A 19,027-nucleotide genomic window follows, 5' to 3' on the forward strand; every position below is an offset into this window, starting at 1 on the left:
CTACGGTTTCGTAGCCTACGATTCCGTAGGTTCACCGGCGCCGCTCGCCGATCCCCTCAATTGTTCGCCGCGTCCCCCTGGAGTACCTGTGACGATCACTTCCCCTCACCTCGGCAGCCCGTCCTCCGCCTGGACCGACGCGCGACTGCTGTACGCGCTGGAGGAAGTGGTCGAGACGGAACTCAACCGGCATCTGAAGGTCACCAAGGACTGGATGCCGCACGAGTACGTCCCGTGGAGCGACGGCCGCAACTTCCCCGGTCTCTTCGAGGACGGCGAGGCCTGGGAGAAGGGCCAGTCCAAGGTCACCGAGATCGGCCGGATCGCCCTCGTCGTGAACCTCCTCACGGAGGACAACCTCCCCAGCTACCACCACGAGATCGCCTCGCTCTTCGGCCGCGACGGCGCCTGGGGCACCTGGGTGCACCGCTGGACCGCCGAGGAGGGCCGGCACGGCATCGTGATGCGCGACTATCTGCTCGCCTCGCGCGCGGTGGACCCGGACCAGCTGGAGCAGTTCCGGATGGCCCACATGAGCGAGGGCTTCGAGTCGGACAACCGCCACTCGATGCTGCACTCGGTGGCCTACGTCTCCTTCCAGGAGCTCGCGACCCGCGTCTCGCACCGCAACACCGGCCACCAGTCCGGGGACCCGGTCTGCGACCGCATGCTGGCCCGCATCGCCACCGACGAGAACCTTCACATGGTCTTCTACCGGAACCTGCTGAAGGCGGCCTTCGAGCTGGCGCCCGACCTGACGATGATGGCGGTGCGCGACGTCATCGTGAACTTCCGGATGCCCGGCCACGGCATGCCCGGCTTCGAGCGGGCCGCCGCACAGATGGCGATCGGCGAGATCTACAACATGCGCATCCACCACGACGACGTCATCCAGCCCGTCCTGCGCTACCTGAAGGTCCTGGAGATCGACGGTCTCGGCCCCGAGGGCCTCAAGGCCCAGGAGGAACTCGGCCTGTACATGAGCGGCCTGGACGCGGAGGCGTCGAAGTTCGACGAGAAGCTGGCGGCGCGCAAGGCGCGGATGGCGGCGCGCGCGGCGGGGGCCTGACGCCGGCCCGGCCGGCCCGCCGAATATCCGGTGCGGGCCGCCCGCCCCCTGCTTCCTGCCGGGCTTGATCGACGTCGACGCCGCCGCGCGGGTACGGCGGCGGATCGGCGCACCGCCCGCCCGCGAACGAACGCCGGGCCGCCTACGCCACCGTGCACGGGCACGGTTCGGCCGACCCGACGATGCGGCGCGCGGTGCTGCGGGGCGTGCCGTGCGGCCCGGGCCGCACGGACCCCCTGCCCGTGGACAACGTCCTTCGCAAGCACATGGCGTGCAGCACGTCGCTGCGACGGCAGGCCGAGAAGGGGCGCGTGCCTTGCCTGCCTCGTGCGCTCGGCGCACGCTGGTCGTATGGGTGCTCACGAAGGTGGCCCTACGCTCATCACCTCCGTGCAGCGTGCCCTCCGCCTGCTGGAGGCGGTGAGCGCGCACGAGAACGGTGCGCCGGCGAAGAAACTGGCACGTGAGACGGGACTGCCCCTGGCCACCGCCTATCACCTGCTGCGGACGCTGGTCCACGACGGATACATACGGAAACTGGACGACGGCGGGTTCGTCCTGGGCGACAAGCTGCAGACCCTGCACACCACGAGCCGCGGGCAGGCCTTGCTCGGCCGCGTCCGCCCCACGCTCGCCGCTCTGCGGGACGACCTCGCGACCGCCGCCTACCTCACCTTCTACGAGGAGGGCGAGATTCGGGTCGCTGAGATCGTCGACGGCCCCCAGGCACCCCGTGTCGACCTCTGGGTGGGATTCGAGGACGCGGGGCACGCCACCGCGTTGGGCAAGTCCGTGCTGCGAGAACTGGATGACGCCTCCCGCAAGGACTACCTCTCCCGGCACGCCCTCGCCGACCTCACACCACGGACCATCACCAGCTCTCCGGAACTGCTCCGGCGACTCGACTCCTCACCCGTGGCCCCGGCCGTCACGGACCTGGAGGAGTACGCCCTCGGTACGGTCTGTGTCGCCGTGCCCGTCTACAACGGGGACACACTCGGCTCGCTCGGCGTCTCGCTGCGGGCGGACCGGCTCTCACGACTCGAGGAGATCCTGGCGCGGCTGATCCCGGCCGCGAGTCGCGTGACCAGGGGTCTCTCGCTCACTATCTGAAAATCCCCTCCTTGTGGCGCCCGAGCCATACCCCTTTCCTGGATGAAAGAGACATTTCAGCAGCCCCCGCACAAGGTGAGGACTACGGACGAAGCATGAGTGAGGTTCGAGACCACGGCGGCGACCCATGGCCGATTCGGCCGCTCAGGAACCGAGTGGCCGGTCCCGGTCCCGGGTCGGCGGCCCGGAAACGCGCCGTCGCACAGTTGGCCGCCGGGACACCCGCACTGCCCGTGCTGATCGTCTCCGTCATCGTGCTCATCGACGTCATGTGCGGGGTAGGGACGATCTGGCTGCCACTGCTCGCGGCCGGGCCCGCGCTGGCCGCCACGACCGGCGGGCCGCGCGGAGTCCTCTGTGTCGGCCTTCTCGCCGCGATACTGGGCGCGACGCTCGGAACCCGGGACGGCGTTCCGGGACATGAGCTGACGGCCGTACTGTCCGCCCTGGCTGCCGTCACCCTGGCAAGCGGCCTCGCCAGCGCGTTGCGTGGGCGTCGTGAACGGGTGCTCGCGGCCGTCCGCTCGGTCGCGGAGGCCGCCCAGCATGCGCTCCTCAAGCCCGTACCGGCGACTGTCGGCCCGTTCCAGGTGGCCGTTCGCTACAGCGCCGCGGCGGCGGAGGCCCGTATCGGCGGGGATCTCTACGCGCTGGTGCCCACCCCGTACGGGGTCAGGCTGATCGTCGGCGATGTGCGCGGCAAGGGGCTGCCGGCCGTGGGGACCGCCGCACTCGTAGTCGGTGTCTTCCGTGAGGCCGCCTACGACGAGCCCGATCTCCTCGCCGTCGTCGGCAGGATCGAGCGGAGCCTGGCGCGCAACCTCGGTGCTGACGACTTCGTCACCGCCGTGGTCGCCGGGTACCCGCAGGCAGGCCATCTGGAGGTGGTCAACTGTGGCCACGCGCCTCCGCTCCTGGTGCGCGAATCCGGCACCGTCGTGGCGGTGGAGCCCGCCCATCCGGCTCCGCCCCTCGGGCTGCGCGCCCTCACGGACGAGACCCCCAGCCTCCAGGTGCTGGCTTTCGCCGACGGGGACCAACTGCTGCTCTACACCGATGGGGTCACCGAGGCCCGCAACCACAGCCGTGAGTTCTACCCGCTCGCCGAAGGGCTGGCCCGCCACGTGTCCGACGAGCCGGCCTGCACCCTCACCGCGCTCCATGACGAACTGCTGACGCATGTGGGCGGCCGGCTGCACGACGACGCGGCGCTGCTACTGCTCCGCATACCGGCCGCTTCCGCGAGCGAAGCCGCCCTTCCCGAAGCGGTGTCGGACGCCGGTCGCGGCAGCGGCTCACGCTCCAGCCAGGCTGCCGAGAGGACCGAAGCAACGGGGGGTGCTGGTATCCCCGTCGTCGCGCACGCAAACGGCCCCGGACAAGGAGTCCGAGCCCGGATAGAACGCCTCCCTGAGGAGAGAAACCCCTGGTCAACGTCTTAGCGTAGGCTCATCGGTTTTCCACCCGCCTGATCGCCAGCCGCTCCTTCTCGGAGAGGCCGCCCCAGACGCCGAAGCGTTCGTCGTTGGCCAGGGCGTACTCGAGGCAGGCCGAGCGCATCTCGCACATGCCGCAGATGCGCTTCGCCTCCCGTACCGAGCTGCCCGGCTCGGGAAAGAAGAAGTCCGCCCCGGTCTGCGCGCACAACGCCTGCGCCTGCCAGGCGGGGTCGGTCGGGGTGATGGTGTCGATGTGCATGGCCGAGATCGTGCCGGGCAGCGAAAAACGTTCGATCAACGCGGGATCAACGGCGCCGTTCATGGCCTCCGGTCTCCTCGATGGTCCTCCGCCCGGTAAGGGAGTGCACGGCGGCGCACGGAAACGGTTCCTCCGACGGTCCGCGGCGTCGTCCCGGCGGCGATTGTCAGTGGACGGTGCAAGACTCGGCAGTGCAGGCAACGGGACCCCTCAGAGGAGGGCAGAGATGCTCACGACCCGTTATGTCACCGGCGCTCCGAACTGGCTCGACCTCGGCACCCCGGACATCGACGGCGCCACCACCTTCTACGGCGGCCTGTTCGGCTGGGAGTTCCAGCCGGGCCCGCCCGAAGCCGGCGGTTACGGCTTCTTCCAGCTCGCCGGCAAAACCGCCGCGGGCGGCATGCAGACCACACCGGAGCAGGGCCCGCCCTCCTGGACCGTGTACTTCCAGACCCCGGACGCGGACGCCACCGCGAAGGCGGCCGAGCAGGCGCACGGCTCGGTGCTGATGCAGCCCATGGACGTGATGGACCAGGGCCGCATGGCGATCCTCGCCGACAAGGCGGGCGTGTCCTTCGGCATCTGGCAGCCCAGGCAGAACAAGGGGCTCCAGGTCACCCAGGAGCCGGGCTCGCTGTGCTGGGTCGAGCTGTACACGGCCGACCTGCCGATGGCCGCCTACTTCTACCGTGCGGCTCTCGGCCTGGAGACCTACGGGGTCGACTTCCCGGGCGGCACGTACACGACCGTGCTGCCGGACGGGCAGGGCGAGGACGCCATGTTCGGCGGCATCGTCCCGCTCGCCGACGATCCGCTGGAGGCGCGGGCCGGGGCGTACTGGATGCCGTACTTCGAGGTCACGGACACGGACGAGACGGTGGCGAAGGCACAGGAGCTGGGCGGCAGCATCCGGCTGCCCGCCACGGACGTGCCGGGGGTCGGCCGGGTCGCCAAGCTGGCCGACCCGTACGGCGCCCGCTTCGCGATCCTCAAGAGCGCGCCGCAGCAGACGTGACCGGGGCGGGGGATCACGCCGAGGCGCGGCGGATCAGCGTGGTCGGCAGGACGACACCGGCCGGTGTGGCTCCCCCGCTCCTGCGGTCGAGGTCCCGCAGCAGCAGGCGGGCCATCAACCGGCCCATCTCCTCTATGTCCTGACGGACCGTCGTCAGCGGCGGATCGGTCTGTTCGGCGACCGGCAGCATGTCGTCGAAGCCGATCACCGCCACGTCCTCGGGCACCCGGCGCCCCCGCTCGCGCAGCACGCGCAGGGCGCCGGACGCGGTGAGGTCGTTGGCGGCGAACACCGCGTCCACGTCCGGGCACCGGTCGAGGAGTTCGCGCATCGCCCGCTCCCCGCCGGCCGGAGTGAAGTCGCCCCGTACGACAAGCTCCGGGTCGGCGTCGCCCATGACGTCCTTGTAGCCGTCGAGCCGGTCCGCGGCGGAGGTCTGGTCGAGGGCGCCGGTGATGTGGGCGACACGGGTGCGTCCGAGTCCGACGAGATGCCGCACGGCCTCGCGGGCACCGCCCCGGTTGTCACTGTCGACGTACACGGCATCCGTCGTCCCGTCGCTCCACCCGGGCCGGCCGCCGAACACCGTGGGGACACCGGCCCGTTGGATCAGTTGCGGCAGCGGGTCGTCCAGATGCAGCGAGAAGACGAGCGCGCCGTCGACATGGCCTCCGGCGAGGTAGCGTCCGACGCGGGCGTGGTCGTCGCGGCCCTCGGTGAGCAGCAGGACGAGTTGATTGTCGTGGGCGGTCAACTCCTTGCTGATTCCCCGGAGTTGCAGCGCGAAGAAGGGGTCCGCGAAGACCCTGGTCTCCGGTTCGGCCACCACCACGGCGACGGCGTCATGGCGCCGGGTGACGAGACTGCGGGCGGCCTGGTTGGGGACGTAACCGAGCTCTTCGACGGCCCTGCGCACCCGCTCGACGAGCGGCTCCCTGACCCCGTCCCCACCGTTCACCACCCGGGACACGGTGGCCCGCGACACCCCGGCCCGGGCCGCCACGGCCTCCAGTGTGGGGCGCGGCACTGTGTCGGTCACTTCGGTGCTCCTCGTCGGCGGGTGCGGATCAGGATAGCCCCGGCGCAGGACACCGGTGAGAGCGCTCTCGGGATGGGCGAAGGGGCTTGCGCAACGGGATCAGCTCGGTGAGGATCACCGCATGATCGGCCGGGCGCACTGGCTGCTCAACGCGCGGGATCCGGGCGGGCAGCGTGTTCTTCGGGGGACAAGGCGCCGATCGCGACCGGCTCGTGGAGTGCCACCTCAGCCAGGACACCGTCGAGTCCGGCGCCGAGGGGCGCCAGGTGCGTCCCGACGGCAGCGGCTCGGTCGTCGCCGTGCCGTCTCTCGAGGTCCGCGTCTCTACGTCCAGGACGCGGCCGCCCGGGACTGGTCGGTGCCGGACATCTCGTGACGGGATTCAGGACAGCAGGTCCACCCGCCGTCCGATCCCCTCCCGCTCGGCCCGCCCGTACGCCGTCCAGGCCAGGGCGAGGTCCTGCCAGGGCATGCCCACGGGGGCGTAGACCGTGCGGTCCGTGTCGGTGGTCCGGCCGGGGTGCTCGGAGCGCGCCACCTCGCCGAGGGTCGCGTCGGCCGGCCTCAGCACTCCCACGCTCGCCGCGAGTTCACGATCGTCGACCACCAGGAGCCCAGCGTCCAGCAGATCGGCGGCCAGTTCCGCCTTGCCGGGCTCGTCCACACCCAGGCTCGTGAAGTGCTGGCCGGGCCTGGTGTCCCGCAGGTGCAGCAGTGGTTCCCTCGACCAGGTCGCCGACAGGACGATGTCCGCGGCGACGGCGACCTCCGCGGCGCGGGACACCACACGCCCACCGTGTCGCGCGGCGAACTCCGCGGCGCGGTCGGCGGACGTGTCCTGGACGACGAGGGCGCTGCGGGGTCGTAGCGCCGCAAGGCCCCGCACCAGCAACTCGGCCTGTGCGCCCGCCCCGATCACTCCGACGACGTCTCCCCGGCCGGCGAGCAGATGTGTGCCCAGGGCGGCCGCGAGGCCTGTTCGCCAGGCCGTGACCGTCGCCGAGTCCAGCAGCGCCAGCAACTCGCCGTCGGCGCCGCTGTGCAGGCAGATCACCCCGCGCAGGGCGGGCCGGGCGGCGGGGAACTTGGCGTTGACCTTCACCGTGTAGGCCGGAATGCCGGGGAGCAGGCCCGGGATCAGCGCGGTGGCCGTACCGGGGAACGGGAGGTCCGTGCGCACCCGTTGTCCCACGATCGGCACCGCCTCCGCGTGCCGGAAGCCGTCCCGCAGGGCGTCGATGCAGGCCTCCGGCTCCAGCACCGCTTCCAGATCACCATGTGTCAGAACAAGAGTCACCCGTCCATGATCCGTCAGTGCTCGTGCCCGGCCTGGTGCTCCGTGTGCTCGTGCGGCTCGTACCCGGGGATCGTGCCGTCCGTCTTCTTCACCAGGAACAGGCCCACCATGCCCATGTCGGAGTGGCTCTGGACGTGGCAGTGGTACATCCACGCGCCCGCCCCGACCCCCTCCCCCGCGATCACCTGGAAGCCGAAGGAGTCCGCCGGGCCCACGATCTTGTTGTCGATGACCTGGCTCGGGTCGTCGGGCCCGGTGAGCATGCCCGTGCGGTTGTCCGCCCAGCGGTGACCGTGCAGGTGGAAGGTGTGGTAGTACTCGCCGTGCGTGATCATCACGAACTCGACCCGATCGCCCACCGTGGCCTCGAAGTCGGGCCCCGAGTGGGCGGGCTTGTTGTTGATGAGCATGTCGTTGAAGACGATCGTGTGGGTCGCGTCGGGGAGGACATCGCCCTTGCGGCGGACGATCACGGGTCCGTAGAGGCCCTTGCGGATGCCGCCGGTTCCGTGTTCCGTGCCGACCACGTGGTCGTGGTAGTGCCAGTAGCCCGCGCTGCCCGCCCGCCAGGTGCCGTCGCTCCGGCGGCCCGGCACATGGGTGCGCCAGGTGTAGGTGCGGGTCCCGCCCGGCTCGACGTCGCTCTTGTTCAACCTGGTGCCGTCGCTGGAGATTTCGTAGTCCAGGCCGTGGACGTGCAGGCTCGCCCTGACGTCCATGGTGTTCTCGAACTCGATGTGCAGGGTGTCGCCCTCGTTGAGCTCGATGAGCGGACCGGGGACGGTCGCCCTGCCCTTCTCGAGGCCGTAGCCCATCTGTCCGTCGGCGAGCTTCTCGGCGTACAGCTTGATGCGCTTGACCTCGCCGCCGCCCGGGGCGGCCGTCGCCGGGCCCGTGTCGCTCCGGGCCTCCGGCGCCAGGGACAACGATGTCGCGACGGCCGCGCCGCCGAGCAGCACCCGCCGGTTGAAGCCACGTCTGTCCAGTGCGCCCATGCAGAACTCCCCACCGTGATACGGATTTTGCGGAGACGTACCTGTGATGAACCTGTGAGACGGTACCGGCCCCCGAGTCGTTTATCCACACTCAGGACAAAGTTCGTGCGATCCCGGTCATAGGTATTGGCGAGTGACGCAAAGCGGTCTAGCTTCCATGGCGCTGTTGCTGTGACCGAGGAGGTGCCCATGCACTTACGAGGGTTGAGCGCGAGAAGCGGAGGAAGCACGAGAAGACGGGCCTGGACGGCCACCGTGACCGCGGGGGTCGTCGCCGCCGGGCTGATGTCCGGACCTGCGGCGGGGGCGCTGCCGGCTCCCGATCCGTCCGCGACAACGATGTCCGTCAAGTCGCCACCGGGCGGCGCCGATGTACGGGTGCTGGTCTTCTACGGGTCCGCGGCCGCCGGGGACGAGTCACCGGTCGTCAACGCCGGGATCGCCGCCGTCGAGACGATCGGGCTGTCCGGTCCCGTGAACCAGCGGTTCGAGACCGAGGCCACGGACGACGCCAGAGTCTTCACCGACGAGAAGGCCCTGGGGAGTTACAACGCGATCGTCTTCCTGACCGGCGGCGGCGATGTCCTCGACCCCGACCAGGAGGCCGGCCTGGAGGCCTACATGGAGGCGGGCGGCGGCTTCGTCGGCATCCATGACGCGGCCCGCGCCGAGCCGTACTCCGACTGGTTCACGGGCCTCGTCGGTGCCCGTCCGGCCGCGTCCAGCCCAACGGCCGTTCAACGGGCCACCGTTGAGGTCGGCGACCGGCAGCATCCGGCGACCAGGGATCTACCGGTGCAGTGGAAGCGTCCCGACCAGTGGTTCAACTGGACGAAGAACCCGTCCGGTGACGTGCACACCGTGGCCCGGGTGCGCGAGTCGACCTACCAGCCCGGCGCGAGCGCCAACGGCTGGGACCACCCGGTGAGCTGGTGCCGGGACTACGACGGCGGCCGGTCCTTCTACACCGGCATGGGCGGCACGGCGGCCTCGTACGACGAGACCGACTTCCGGACCCATCTGCGCGGTGCGCTGCTGTGGACCTCGCGGCTCGTGCAGGCCGACTGCAAGGCGACCATCAACGGCAACTACAAGGCCGAACGTCTCACCCAGCCAAACCAGGCGGGGCAGAGCGACCAGATCGGCGAGCCGCACGGCCTGGTCACCGCCCCCGACGGGCGCGTCCTGTACATCGGCCGGGGTGGCGCCGACTCCTCCCAGCCGGTGATCACCGACTGGAACAACCCGGACATCGGCAAGGGCAAGGGCCAGATCCACGTCTACGATCCGGCGGCCAGGAAGGTCACCCTGGCGGGCGAGCTGACCGTCTTCGGCAACAAGGGCGGCGGCGACGAGCTGGTGAAGGTCGAGGAGGGCCTGCTCGGGATCGAGCTCGACCCGCGCTTCGAGCAGAACGGCTGGGTGTATCTGCACTACACCCCGCACGCTCAGCTCAACCGCGACACCCGGATCGCCGAGCGGCGGGTCTCCCGCTTCACCCTCGACCTCGCGACGAACAAGCTGGACCTGAACAGCGAGAAGGTCCTGCTCAAGTGGCCGGTCCAGGTGCACAGTTGCTGCCACGCCGGCGGCGGGATGTCCTGGGACTCCAAGGGCAACCTGTACATCGCGACCGGCGACAACAACTCCAGTGGCTTCAGCGGCGGTTACTCGGGCAACAACCCGCAGCCGAACTTCAAGGGCGTCTCCTTCGCGGACGCGCGCCGCACCGCCGGCAACACCAACAACCTCAACGGCAAGATCCTGCGCATCCACCCGGAGCCCGACGGGACGTACACGCTGCCCGAGGGGAACCTCTTCACCGGCAAGGAGACCGCCGAGGGCGGGGGCAAGACCCGCGGCGAGATCTATGTCATGGGCGTCAGGAACCCGGCCCGCATCTTCGTCGACAAGAAGACCGACATCCTGTACGCGGGGTGGGTCGGCCCGGACGCGAGCGCGCCCTCGACGACCTGGGGCCCGGCCAAGTACGACACCTTCGCCGTCATCACCAGGGCGAGCAACCGGGGCTGGCCGTACTGCATGGGCAACAAACAGCCCTACCGGGACCGCAACCTGCCGAACCCCGACCAGCCGCTGGGCTGGTACGACTGCGACCACCCGAAGAACGAGTCGCCCAACAACGACGGTCTGGTCAATCTCCCGCCCGTCACCGGCAACAACATCTGGTACTCGCCCCAGGGCGGCGCCCCGGACTACCCGCGCGACGCGAACGGCATCCCCTCCTACAAGCAGGAGGACGCCAAGTACCTGCTGCCGTGGCTCAAGGGCGGCGGCCAGGCCGCGATGAACGGGCCGGTCTACCGCTACGACACCGCCTCGGCCACCAGCACCGTCAAGTGGCCCTCCTACTGGGACGGCAAGTGGTTCGTCGGCGACTTCTACGACGCCGACCAGCCACGCAACGCCGTCATCACCGATCCGAGGAACCACGGGGACGGCGGGCTGCCCGTCCACTCCGAGTCGCTCAAGAAGATCGTGCCGATCGGCAACGACGGCATCAAGAACCTCATGGACTGGAAGTTCGGTCCGGACGGCGCGCTGTACGTCCTCGACTACGGGCGCGGGTTCTTCACCTCGGACGCCAAGTCGGCGCTGTGGCGGGTCACTTATACGGGCGGCGGGCCCACTCCGGCCGCCGGCCAGTTGGTACGGGGAGGACAGTGATGCGCCGACAAAGACCTCTGACCGTTCTGCTGGCCGCCCTGCTGATGATGCTCGGCCTGCAGTCGACCTCCACGGCACAACCCGAGCGGACGAACGCGGCGGAGCAGGTCCTCACCTGGACCGCCGGCGACGACATCACCCAGTACAACTCCGCCCCGACGACGGCCGTCGCGGGCACGGCCACGATCGTCTTCGAGAACAGCACGGCCACCGGCAACACCACCGGTATGCCACACACGTTGACCTTCGTGACCAGCGACCCCGAGTTCAACGACGACGTCGAACTCAACATCCTCGCCAACCCGAACGACGACATGGGCGGCCGTCACACCGCCGAGGTCACGCTCACCCCGGGCCGCTACTTCTACCACTGCACGATCCCGGGTCATGGGCAGATGCAGGGCATCCTCGTGGTGACCGAGGGCAGCGGCGAGGACACCACCGCGCCCTCGGCGGCGGCCCAGGTGACCGGCACGCAGAACGCGCAGGGCCAGTACGTCGGTTCGGCGAGCGTGGCGATCACGGCGACCGACGAGGCCGGCGGCTCCGGCGTCGACCGGATCGAGTACGCGACCGGGGACACGGGTGCCTGGCAGCCGTACACCGCCCCGGTCGTCTTCGACCAGGTCGGCGACCACACGGTGCGTTACCGGGCCGTCGACAAGGCGGGCAACGTCTCCGCGGAGAAGAGCGCCGGCTTCACGGTCGTCGCCCGGCCGTCCGACGACACCGTCCCGCCGGACACCTCGGCGACGGTCAGCGGCGAGCAGAATCCCGACGGCACGTACCTCGACATGGCGACGGTGACCGTGTCGGCCTCCGACACCGGATCCGGGGTCAACACCATCGAGTACGCCGTGAACGACGGGAGTTGGCAGCCGTACACCATGCCCGTGATGGTGCATCAGGTCGGCTCCCACACCGTGCGCTACCGGGCGACCGACAAGGCGGGCAACGTGGCCGCCGAGAAGAGCGTCCGGTTCACGGTGGTCGCGACGGCCCCGCAGGACACCACCCCGCCGGTGACCGGTGTGACCGTGGACGGCACGCGGAACTCCGACGGGGCGTACGTGGGCAACGCCAAGGTGACCGTGAGCGCCACGGACGAGGGCGGTTCGGGTGTCGCCGGCGCCGAGTACTCGATCGACGCCGGACCGTACCTGGCGTACACCGCTCCCGTGGTCGTCGACCGGGCGGGCACCCACACCCTGGCGTACCGGGCGACGGACAAGGCGGGCAACACCTCGGCCGCACGCACGGTGACCTTCACAGTGGTCTCCAGTCAGGTCCCGGCGCCCAACTGCGCGGAGCTCGACGAGCGGTTGACGGTGATCGTCGGCACGGTCGACAGCGGGGTGCCGAACCGGATCACCAACAGCCGGTGCCGCATCAACGAGTTGATCGAGGACGAGAAGGAGTGGACGTCCCACGCGCTGTTCCTCAAGCACGTGAAGACCGTCCTGGACAAGCTCTTCAGGGAAGGGGTCGTCGACGAGCGCGAGTACGACGCCATCGACGCGGCGGCCCGTGAGTCCGGCATCGGCAAGCCGGGGCAGACCGAGGGCTACCGCACGATCCTCGACGGCAGCGCGGCGTCCTTCGCCAAGTGGCAGCAGGTGGGCGGCGGTTCGTTCGCACCCAACGGCGACGGGTCGATCACCTCCGGCACCACGAAGGACGGCCTCGGCATGCTCTGGTTCCCGGAGCGCAAGTACGGCGACTTCTCGCTCAAGCTCCAGTGGCGGGACGACGCCCCGGGCACCGGGAACGCCAACTCCGGTGTGTTCGTGCGGTTCCCGTGGATCCACGACCACCCGGAGGAGCCCCGGCCGGAGTGGGCCGCCATCAAGTACGGCCACGAGGTGCAGGTGCTCGACCGGCCCGACGGCGACATGTACAAGACCGGTTCGGTCTACGGCTTCGACCGGGTGGGTCTGGCCGGTGCCGGCGTCACCCAGAAGGGCACGTGGAACGACTACGAGATCCGTGTGGTCGACCAGCACTACTCGGTCTACCGCAACGGCGTGCTGATCAACGAGTTCGACAACATCGGCGGTCAGGACTTCTATCCGGCCCGCTCGGACGACCCGGGCACGGACGGGCGGCGGTTCGCCTCCGGCTACATCGGACTCCAGGTGCACGGTACGACGGACGTGGTCTCGTACCGGGACATCAGGATCAAGGAGCTGTAGGACCGGGCTTCCTGGCCCTGCTCGGCTGTACCCGCTTGGGCTCCCCCGGCATCTTCGGATACTCGGGCGGGTACGGCAGATCACCGAGCCCGTGGTCGTGCTCGTCACGGCGGGCCAGGTCCAGCAGGGCCTCCAGCGAGAACGCGTGATCGTCCATGTCCGCGTGCACGTCGCCGAGTTCGGCGAAGCGCGCGGGCATGGTCGCGATGTCGAAGTCCTGGGGGTGCGCCTCGCCGACCTCCTCCCAGCGCAGGGGTGCGGAGACGGGGGCGTGCGGGCGGGGCCGTACCGAATAGGCGGAGGCGATCGTACGGTCGCGGGCCGTCTGGTTGTAGTCGATGAAGATGCGCTCGCCGCGCTCCTCCTTCCACCACCTGATGGTCACGTGGTCCGGCATCCGGCGCTCCATCTCACGCCCGACCGCGATCGCGGCCCGCCGCACCTGGGTGAAGGTCCAGCGCGGTTCGATCGGCACGAAGACGTGCAGTCCGCGTCCGCCGGAGGTCTTGGGCCAGCCCCGCAGACCGCCGAACTCCTCGAGCACCGACCGCAGTTCATGAGCCGCGCGTACGGCGTCGTCGTAGTCCGTGCCGGGCTGCGGGTCGAGGTCGATGCGGAGTTCGTCGGGGCGGTCGACGTCGTCGCGGCGGACCGGCCAGGGGTGGAAGGTGAGGGTGCCGTACTGGGCGGCCCACAGGACGGCGGCCTCCTCGGTCGGGCACATCTCGTCGGCGCTGCGGCCGCTGGGGAAGGTGATGTGGGCGGTCGGTATCCAGTCGGGCATGTTCTTGGGCGCCCGCTTCTGGAAGAAGTTCTCGCCGGTCACGCCGTCCGGGTAGCGCTCCAGGGTGGTGGGGCGGTCGCGCAGGGCGCGCAGGATGCCGGGGGCGACGGCCTGGTAGTAGCGGGCGAGGTCCAGCTTGGTGAAGCCGCGCTCCGGGAAGAAGATCTTGTCCGGGCTGGACAGCCGTACGGTCCGGCCACCCGCCTCCAGTTCCACCGCGTCACCCATGCGGCCACGGTAGACGAGCCCGGCATGTCAGGCATTTCGGAACACTCGCATGCAGAATCGGACCATGGATCTGCCGGTGATGCCCCCTGTGAAGCCCATGCTCGCCAAGTCCGTGGCGAGCATCCCGCCGGACATGCACTACGAGGCGAAGTGGGACGGTTTCCGGGCCATCGTGTTCCGGGACGGAACCGAGGTCGAGCTGGGCAGCCGTACCGGCAAGCCGCTGACCAGGTACTTTCCCGAGCTGGTGGAGGCACTCGCGGCGCGTCTGCCCGAGCGGTGCGTGATGGACGGGGAGATCGTGATCGCGCGGGAGGGCCGGCTGGACTTCGACGCGCTGACCGAGCGCATCCATCCGGCGGCCTCGCGGGTGCGGACGCTCGCCGAGCGGACGCCGGCTTCCTTCGTCGCCTTCGACCTGCTGGCCCTTCAGGACGAATCGCTGCTGAACGTTCCGCTGACCGACCGCAGGAACCTGCTCACGACGGCTCTGTCCGGGGTCACGGCCCCGGTGCACCTCGCACCGGCGACGACGGACATCGACGTGGCCCGCCATTGGTTCGAGCAGTACGAGGGCGCGGGCCTGGACGGTGTCATCGCCAAGCCGCTCGCCCTGCGCTATCTGCAGGACGAGCGCGCCATGTTCAAGATCAAGCACGAGCGCACGGCGGACGTGGTGGTGGCGGGCTACCGGCTCCACAAGAGCGGCCCCGTCGTCGGCTCCCTGCTGCTGGGGCTCCACGACGACCGGGGCGTCCTCCAGCACGTCGGCGTGTCCGCGGCCTTCCCCATGAAGCGGCGCGCCGAGCTGGTCGACGAACTGGAGCCGCTGCGGATGGAGGACCCCTCCGGGCACCCCTGGGCGGCCTGGGCGGAGGCAGCCGCACACGAGAGCGCCCGGCTGCCCGGGGCACCGAGCCGCTGGTCGGGGAAGAAGGACCTGTCCTGGGTGCCGCTCAGGCCGGAGCGGGTGGCGGAGGTGGCGTACGACCACATGGAGAACGGCGTACGGTTCCGCCACACCGCCCGCTTCCGCCGCTGGCGGCCCGACCGGACGGCCGAGAGCTGCACGTACGCGCAGCTGCAGGAGCCGGTGCGCTACGACCTGGACGAGATCCTGGGCTGACGCGCCCGGTTCAGGGCCGCATCAGCACCTTGACCGCGCCCTCCTGCTTCTTCTGGAACATCTCGTACGCGTGCGGGGCGTCCGACAGCGGCACGTGATGGGTCGCGAAGTCGTCGACGCCGAGCGGGTCCTCGTCCGTCAGGTACGGGATGATCTCGTCGCTCCAGCGCCGCACGTTGGCCTGGCCCATCCGGATCTGGATCTGCTTGTCGAACATCGTGAGCATGGGCAGCGGGTCGGCCATGCCGCCGTAGACGCCGGTGAGGGAGAGCGTGCCGCCGCGGCGCACCAGTTCGATGGCGGTGTGCAGGGCGGCGAGCCGGTCGATGCTGAAGCGCTCGGCGAACGGCCCGCTGAGCTTCCTGGGCAGCAGGGCCGAGGCGTTCTGGGCGAGCCGGGCGGCCGCGCTGCCGTGGGCCTCGGTGCCGACGGCGTCGATGACGGCGTCGGGGCCGCGCCCGTCGGTCTCGTCGCGGATCGCCTGGACCAGTTCCTTCTCGCTGTCGAAGCTCCTGAGGTTGTACGTCTCCACGCCCCGCGTGCGTGCCCGCCGCAGCCGTTCGGTCACCAGGTCCACGCCGAAGACCCGCCCGGCGCCGCGCACCTGCGCGACCCGGCAGGCCATGTCGCCGATGGGGCCGAGGCCGAGCACGGCGACGCTGCCGCCCTCGGGGATGTCCGCGTAGGCGACGGCCTGCCAGGCGGTGGGCAGCACGTCGGAGAGGTAGACGAAGCGGTCGTCCGGCGGGCCCTCGGGAACCTTGATCGGCCCGTACTGGGCCTGCGGGACCCGCAGGTACTCGGCCTGGGCGCCCGGTACGGCGCCGTAGAGCCGGGTGTAGCCGAACAGGGCGGCGCCCATGCCCTCGCTGGTGATCTGGGTGGTCTCGCACTGGGTCGGCAGCCCGGTCATGCACATCCAGCAGTTGCCGCAGGCGATCTGGAAGGGCACGACGACCCGGTCGCCCGCCGCGAGGTCCGGCACCCCGGCGCCGACCTCCTCGACGATGCCCATGGGTTCATGGCCGAGGATGTCACCCGGCGTCATGAACGGGGTGAGCACCTCGTAGAGATGCAGGTCGGAGCCGCACAATCCGGTCGAGGTGATCCGGATGACCGCGTCCGTCGGTTCCATGATCTTCGGATCGGGCACCTCCTCCACCCGTACATCCCGCTTGCCCTGCCAGGTCACAGCCTTCATCGCCGGGCACTCCCTCCGTCACCTCGCGTGTCGGTCCTGGGTAGGCGCCCCGGGTACCCGAGGCGCCTCCACCGAACCGCGATCCAGGGCCGATCGGCGTACTCGACGCGACTAATCAGAAACGGACGGGTATGGCCACCAAAGAACTTATAAGCGCACAATCAAAGACACGAGACGGGTGGGCATGGCGGGCATGGTGGATACGGAACACAGGGGGCGCGCGCGACGCGCCCGTACGGCGGCGGCACTGCTGACCGTCACGGGCCTCTTCGCCGCGGGCTGCACGGGACACGACTCACCCCGTGTCCCGGCCGACGACGGACGCGGACAGTTCCGCACGGATCGACCGAGCACGTCACCATCGAACCCATCGGAACCGAGCAAGGAGGCCGACCATCCCTCCGTGCTCGCCGTGAAGATCGACAACGTGCGGGCGGCCCGCCCGCAGACCGGTATCGACTCCGCCGACGTCGTCTACGCCGAGCAGGTCGAGGGCGGGCTCAGCCGCCTCATGGCGGTGTACGCGACGAAGCTGCCGAAGGCCGTCGGCCCGGTCCGCAGCGCCCGCGAGTCGGACCTGGAGCTGCTGCGGCAGTTCGACGAGCCGACGCTCGCCTTCTCCGGTGCCCAGGGCAAGCTGATGCCCCTGATCAACGGGGCACCACTGGTCGCCCAGACTCCGGAGAAGGCCTCCCGCGCCTACTTCCGCGGTGCCGACAAGGTCTTGCCGCACAACCTCTTCCTGCGCCCGAAGCGCCTGCTGCCCGCCACGCCGGGCGCCGCCGCGCTGACCACCGGCTTCCACTACGGCCCCGCGCCCGCCGGCGGCACCAAGGACACCTCGGAGACGGTCCGCTTCCCGGCCGCCCGCTTCACCTTCACCTGGTCGCAGAGCCGGGAACGCTGGCTGGTCTCGATGGACGGCACCCCGGACGTGACGTCCGACGGGAAGCGGCTGGCCCCGGCCACGGTCGTCGTGCAGTACGTGAAAGTACGCAAGTCCGCCTTCCACGACTTCCTCGGCAACAACACGCCGTACACGGTGACGGTGGGCTCGGGCCGGGCGAAGGTGCTGCGCGACGGCCGCGCGTACGACGTGAACTGGAAGCGGGCGAAGGCCACGGACGGTACGGAGTTCACCACCAAGGACGGCTCCCGGATGAATTTCGCCAAGGGCCAGGTGTGGGTCGTCTTCGCGAAGGCGTCCTGATCAGGGCTGGGTGACGAGGGGTTCCGCGGGATTGCGGAGCCCCTCCGCCGCGTCCGCGACCCGGCGGATCAGCTCGAAGAACTGGCCCTGTTCCGCGGCGGAGAGCGGGGCCAGGAAGATCTGGTTCATCCGGGCGGTGCGCACGGTCAGCTTGCGGTGGGTGCGCACCCCGTCGTCGGTCAGGCGCAGCAGGAAGCGGCGGCCGTCCTGGGGGTCGCGGACCTTGTCGAGCAGTCCGCGCCTGCCGAGCCGGCTGATGACCTCGGCGATGGTGGAGCGGTCGAGACCCACCCGCTCCCCCACCGTGCGCTGGTCGAGCCCCGGCTCGGCGACCAGCGCGTTCAGGACCGCGAACTGCGGCGAGGTGATCTCCTCGGAGACCATCGTGTTCCACAGCAGGTAGTGGGCCTGCTGGAGCCGCCGGGCGAGGTGCCCGGGGTGGGTGGTGAGGTCCACCGCGGCCATGTGCGCTCCCGAGTCGTATTGGTTGGTGCACTGAAGAGTAGTGAACCTTGACGCCAGGCTGCCACAGTGGCAGCTTGAGAGAAACCTCGCCGAGATAGTCAGTGCACTGAGCGAATCGCAGGAATCCCCATGACTCTCACCCAGCAGGACATCGACCGGGAAATCGCCGCCGAACACGCCGCCTACGAGAAGCGGCTCGCGGACGGCGCTCCCGTCGAGCACCAGCCGCGCCGCGACTACGCGCCGTACCGCTCCTCGGTGCTGCGGCACCCGAAACAGCCGCCGATCAGCATCGACGTGTCCAAGGACCCGGAGCTGGTGGAGCTGCGGTCGCCCGCCTTCGGCGAGCGGGACATCACCGACATCGACAACGACCTGACCCGGCAGCACCCCGGGGAGCCGATCGGCGAGCGGATCACCGTCGAGGGGCGGCTCCTGGACCGCAACGGCCGTCCGCTGCGCGGACAGCTGGTGGAGATCTGGCAGGCGAACTCGGCCGGCCGCTACGCCCACCAGCGCGAGCAGCACGACGCCCCGCTGGACCCGAACTTCACGGGCGTCGGCCGCACGCTGACCGACGACAGCGGCTTCTACCGCTTCACCACCGTCCAGCCGGGCCCGTACCCGTGGCGCCAGCACGTCAACGCCTGGCGGCCGGCCCACATCCACTTCTCGATCTTCGGCACGGCTTTCACCCAGCGGCTCGTGACGCAGATGTACTTCCCGAGCGACCCGCTGTTCCCGTACGACCCGATCATCCAGTCCGTGACGGACGACGCGGCCCGCCTGCGGCTCGTCGCCACGTACGACCACAGCCTGTCCGTACCGGAGTTCTCGATGGGCTACCACTGGGACATCGTGCTCGACGGGCCGCAGGCCACCTGGATCGAAGAAGGACGCTGAG

16 protein-coding genes are annotated in these 19,027 nt (G+C 70.0%); 9 read left to right on the forward strand and 7 right to left on the reverse strand.

Annotation, left to right across the window (positions count from 1 at the left end):
* Positions 1 to 88: 88 nt before the first annotated feature.
* The 3 genes from M2157_RS09240 to M2157_RS09250 all read left to right on the forward strand — a co-directional run bounded on the left by M2157_RS09240 (position 89) and on the right by M2157_RS09250 (position 3,624).
* A complete protein-coding gene (locus M2157_RS09240) occupies positions 89 to 1,069 on the forward strand; it encodes an acyl-ACP desaturase (protein WP_280861333.1) in 981 nt (326 codons plus the stop codon).
* A gap of 351 nt (positions 1,070 to 1,420) precedes the next feature.
* Positions 1,421 to 2,182 (forward strand): IclR family transcriptional regulator, encoded by a 762-nt coding sequence (locus M2157_RS09245; protein ID WP_280864973.1) that lies wholly within the window; start codon positions 1,421 to 1,423, stop codon positions 2,180 to 2,182.
* A 95-nt stretch (positions 2,183 to 2,277) separates the two neighbouring features.
* Entirely contained in the window at positions 2,278 to 3,624 is a 1,347-nt protein-coding gene (locus M2157_RS09250; RefSeq protein WP_280864974.1) for a PP2C family protein-serine/threonine phosphatase, read from the forward strand.
* A 7-nt stretch (positions 3,625 to 3,631) separates the two neighbouring features.
* On the opposite strand, the gene M2157_RS09255 is transcribed toward M2157_RS09250, so the two are convergent.
* Complete coding sequence (locus tag M2157_RS09255; protein WP_266514717.1) at positions 3,632 to 3,880, reverse strand: WhiB family transcriptional regulator; 249 nt, start codon at positions 3,878 to 3,880, stop codon at positions 3,632 to 3,634.
* Positions 3,881 to 4,106: 226 nt separating this feature from the next.
* Here M2157_RS09255 and M2157_RS09260 point away from each other — a divergent pair, with 226 nt between their 5' ends.
* Entirely contained in the window at positions 4,107 to 4,898 is a 792-nt protein-coding gene (locus tag M2157_RS09260) for a VOC family protein (protein ID WP_280864975.1), read from the forward strand.
* Positions 4,899 to 4,911: 13 nt separating this feature from the next.
* Here M2157_RS09260 and M2157_RS09265 read toward each other — a convergent pair whose 3' ends face one another.
* From M2157_RS09265 to M2157_RS09275, 3 genes are all read right to left on the reverse strand, one after another.
* Entirely contained in the window at positions 4,912 to 5,937 is a 1,026-nt protein-coding gene (locus M2157_RS09265; RefSeq protein WP_280861337.1) for a LacI family DNA-binding transcriptional regulator, read from the reverse strand.
* 382 nt (positions 5,938 to 6,319) lie between these two features.
* Positions 6,320 to 7,234, reverse strand: coding sequence for an NAD(P)-binding domain-containing protein (locus M2157_RS09270; protein WP_280864976.1), 915 nt, complete (start codon positions 7,232 to 7,234; stop codon positions 6,320 to 6,322).
* Between the two features lie 14 nt (positions 7,235 to 7,248).
* Complete coding sequence (locus M2157_RS09275) at positions 7,249 to 8,229, reverse strand: multicopper oxidase domain-containing protein (protein WP_280861339.1); 981 nt, start codon at positions 8,227 to 8,229, stop codon at positions 7,249 to 7,251.
* Between the two features lie 189 nt (positions 8,230 to 8,418).
* Here M2157_RS09275 and M2157_RS09280 point away from each other — a divergent pair, with 189 nt between their 5' ends.
* Entirely contained in the window at positions 8,419 to 10,917 is a 2,499-nt protein-coding gene (locus tag M2157_RS09280; RefSeq protein ID WP_280864977.1) for a ThuA domain-containing protein, read from the forward strand.
* A complete protein-coding gene (locus M2157_RS09285) occupies positions 10,917 to 13,109 on the forward strand; it encodes a family 16 glycoside hydrolase (RefSeq protein WP_280864978.1) in 2,193 nt (730 codons plus the stop codon). Before M2157_RS09280 ends, M2157_RS09285 begins: the two co-directional genes overlap by 1 nt.
* On the opposite strand, the gene ligD is transcribed toward M2157_RS09285, so the two are convergent.
* On the reverse strand, positions 13,096 to 14,121 hold the full coding sequence (ligD, locus tag M2157_RS09290; RefSeq protein WP_280861342.1) for a non-homologous end-joining DNA ligase: 1,026 nt from the start codon (positions 14,119 to 14,121) through the stop codon (positions 13,096 to 13,098). The genes M2157_RS09285 and ligD overlap by 14 nt on opposite strands.
* 64 nt (positions 14,122 to 14,185) lie before the next feature.
* On the opposite strand from ligD, the gene M2157_RS09295 reads away from it, so the two are divergent.
* Positions 14,186 to 15,247 carry an ATP-dependent DNA ligase gene (locus tag M2157_RS09295; RefSeq protein WP_280861343.1) on the forward strand — a complete coding sequence of 354 codons (1,062 nt, stop codon included), beginning with the start codon at positions 14,186 to 14,188 and terminating at the stop codon, positions 15,245 to 15,247.
* A 10-nt stretch (positions 15,248 to 15,257) separates the two neighbouring features.
* On the opposite strand, the gene M2157_RS09300 is transcribed toward M2157_RS09295, so the two are convergent.
* Entirely contained in the window at positions 15,258 to 16,448 is a 1,191-nt protein-coding gene (locus M2157_RS09300; RefSeq protein WP_280864979.1) for a zinc-dependent alcohol dehydrogenase, read from the reverse strand.
* 184 nt (positions 16,449 to 16,632) lie between these two features.
* Between M2157_RS09300 and M2157_RS09305 the strand changes: the two genes are divergently transcribed.
* On the forward strand, positions 16,633 to 17,658 hold the full coding sequence (locus M2157_RS09305) for a DUF3048 domain-containing protein (protein WP_280864980.1): 1,026 nt from the start codon (positions 16,633 to 16,635) through the stop codon (positions 17,656 to 17,658).
* Here M2157_RS09305 and M2157_RS09310 read toward each other — a convergent pair whose 3' ends face one another.
* Entirely contained in the window at positions 17,659 to 18,123 is a 465-nt protein-coding gene (locus M2157_RS09310; protein WP_266510417.1) for a MarR family transcriptional regulator, read from the reverse strand.
* Between the two features lie 129 nt (positions 18,124 to 18,252).
* Between M2157_RS09310 and pcaH the strand changes: the two genes are divergently transcribed.
* On the forward strand, positions 18,253 to 19,026 hold the full coding sequence (gene pcaH, locus M2157_RS09315; protein ID WP_280861346.1) for a protocatechuate 3,4-dioxygenase subunit beta: 774 nt from the start codon (positions 18,253 to 18,255) through the stop codon (positions 19,024 to 19,026).
* Position 19,027 lies beyond the last annotated feature (1 nt).

Source organism: Streptomyces sp. SAI-127, from assembly GCF_029894425.1.
Classification (GTDB): domain Bacteria; phylum Actinomycetota; class Actinomycetes; order Streptomycetales; family Streptomycetaceae; genus Streptomyces.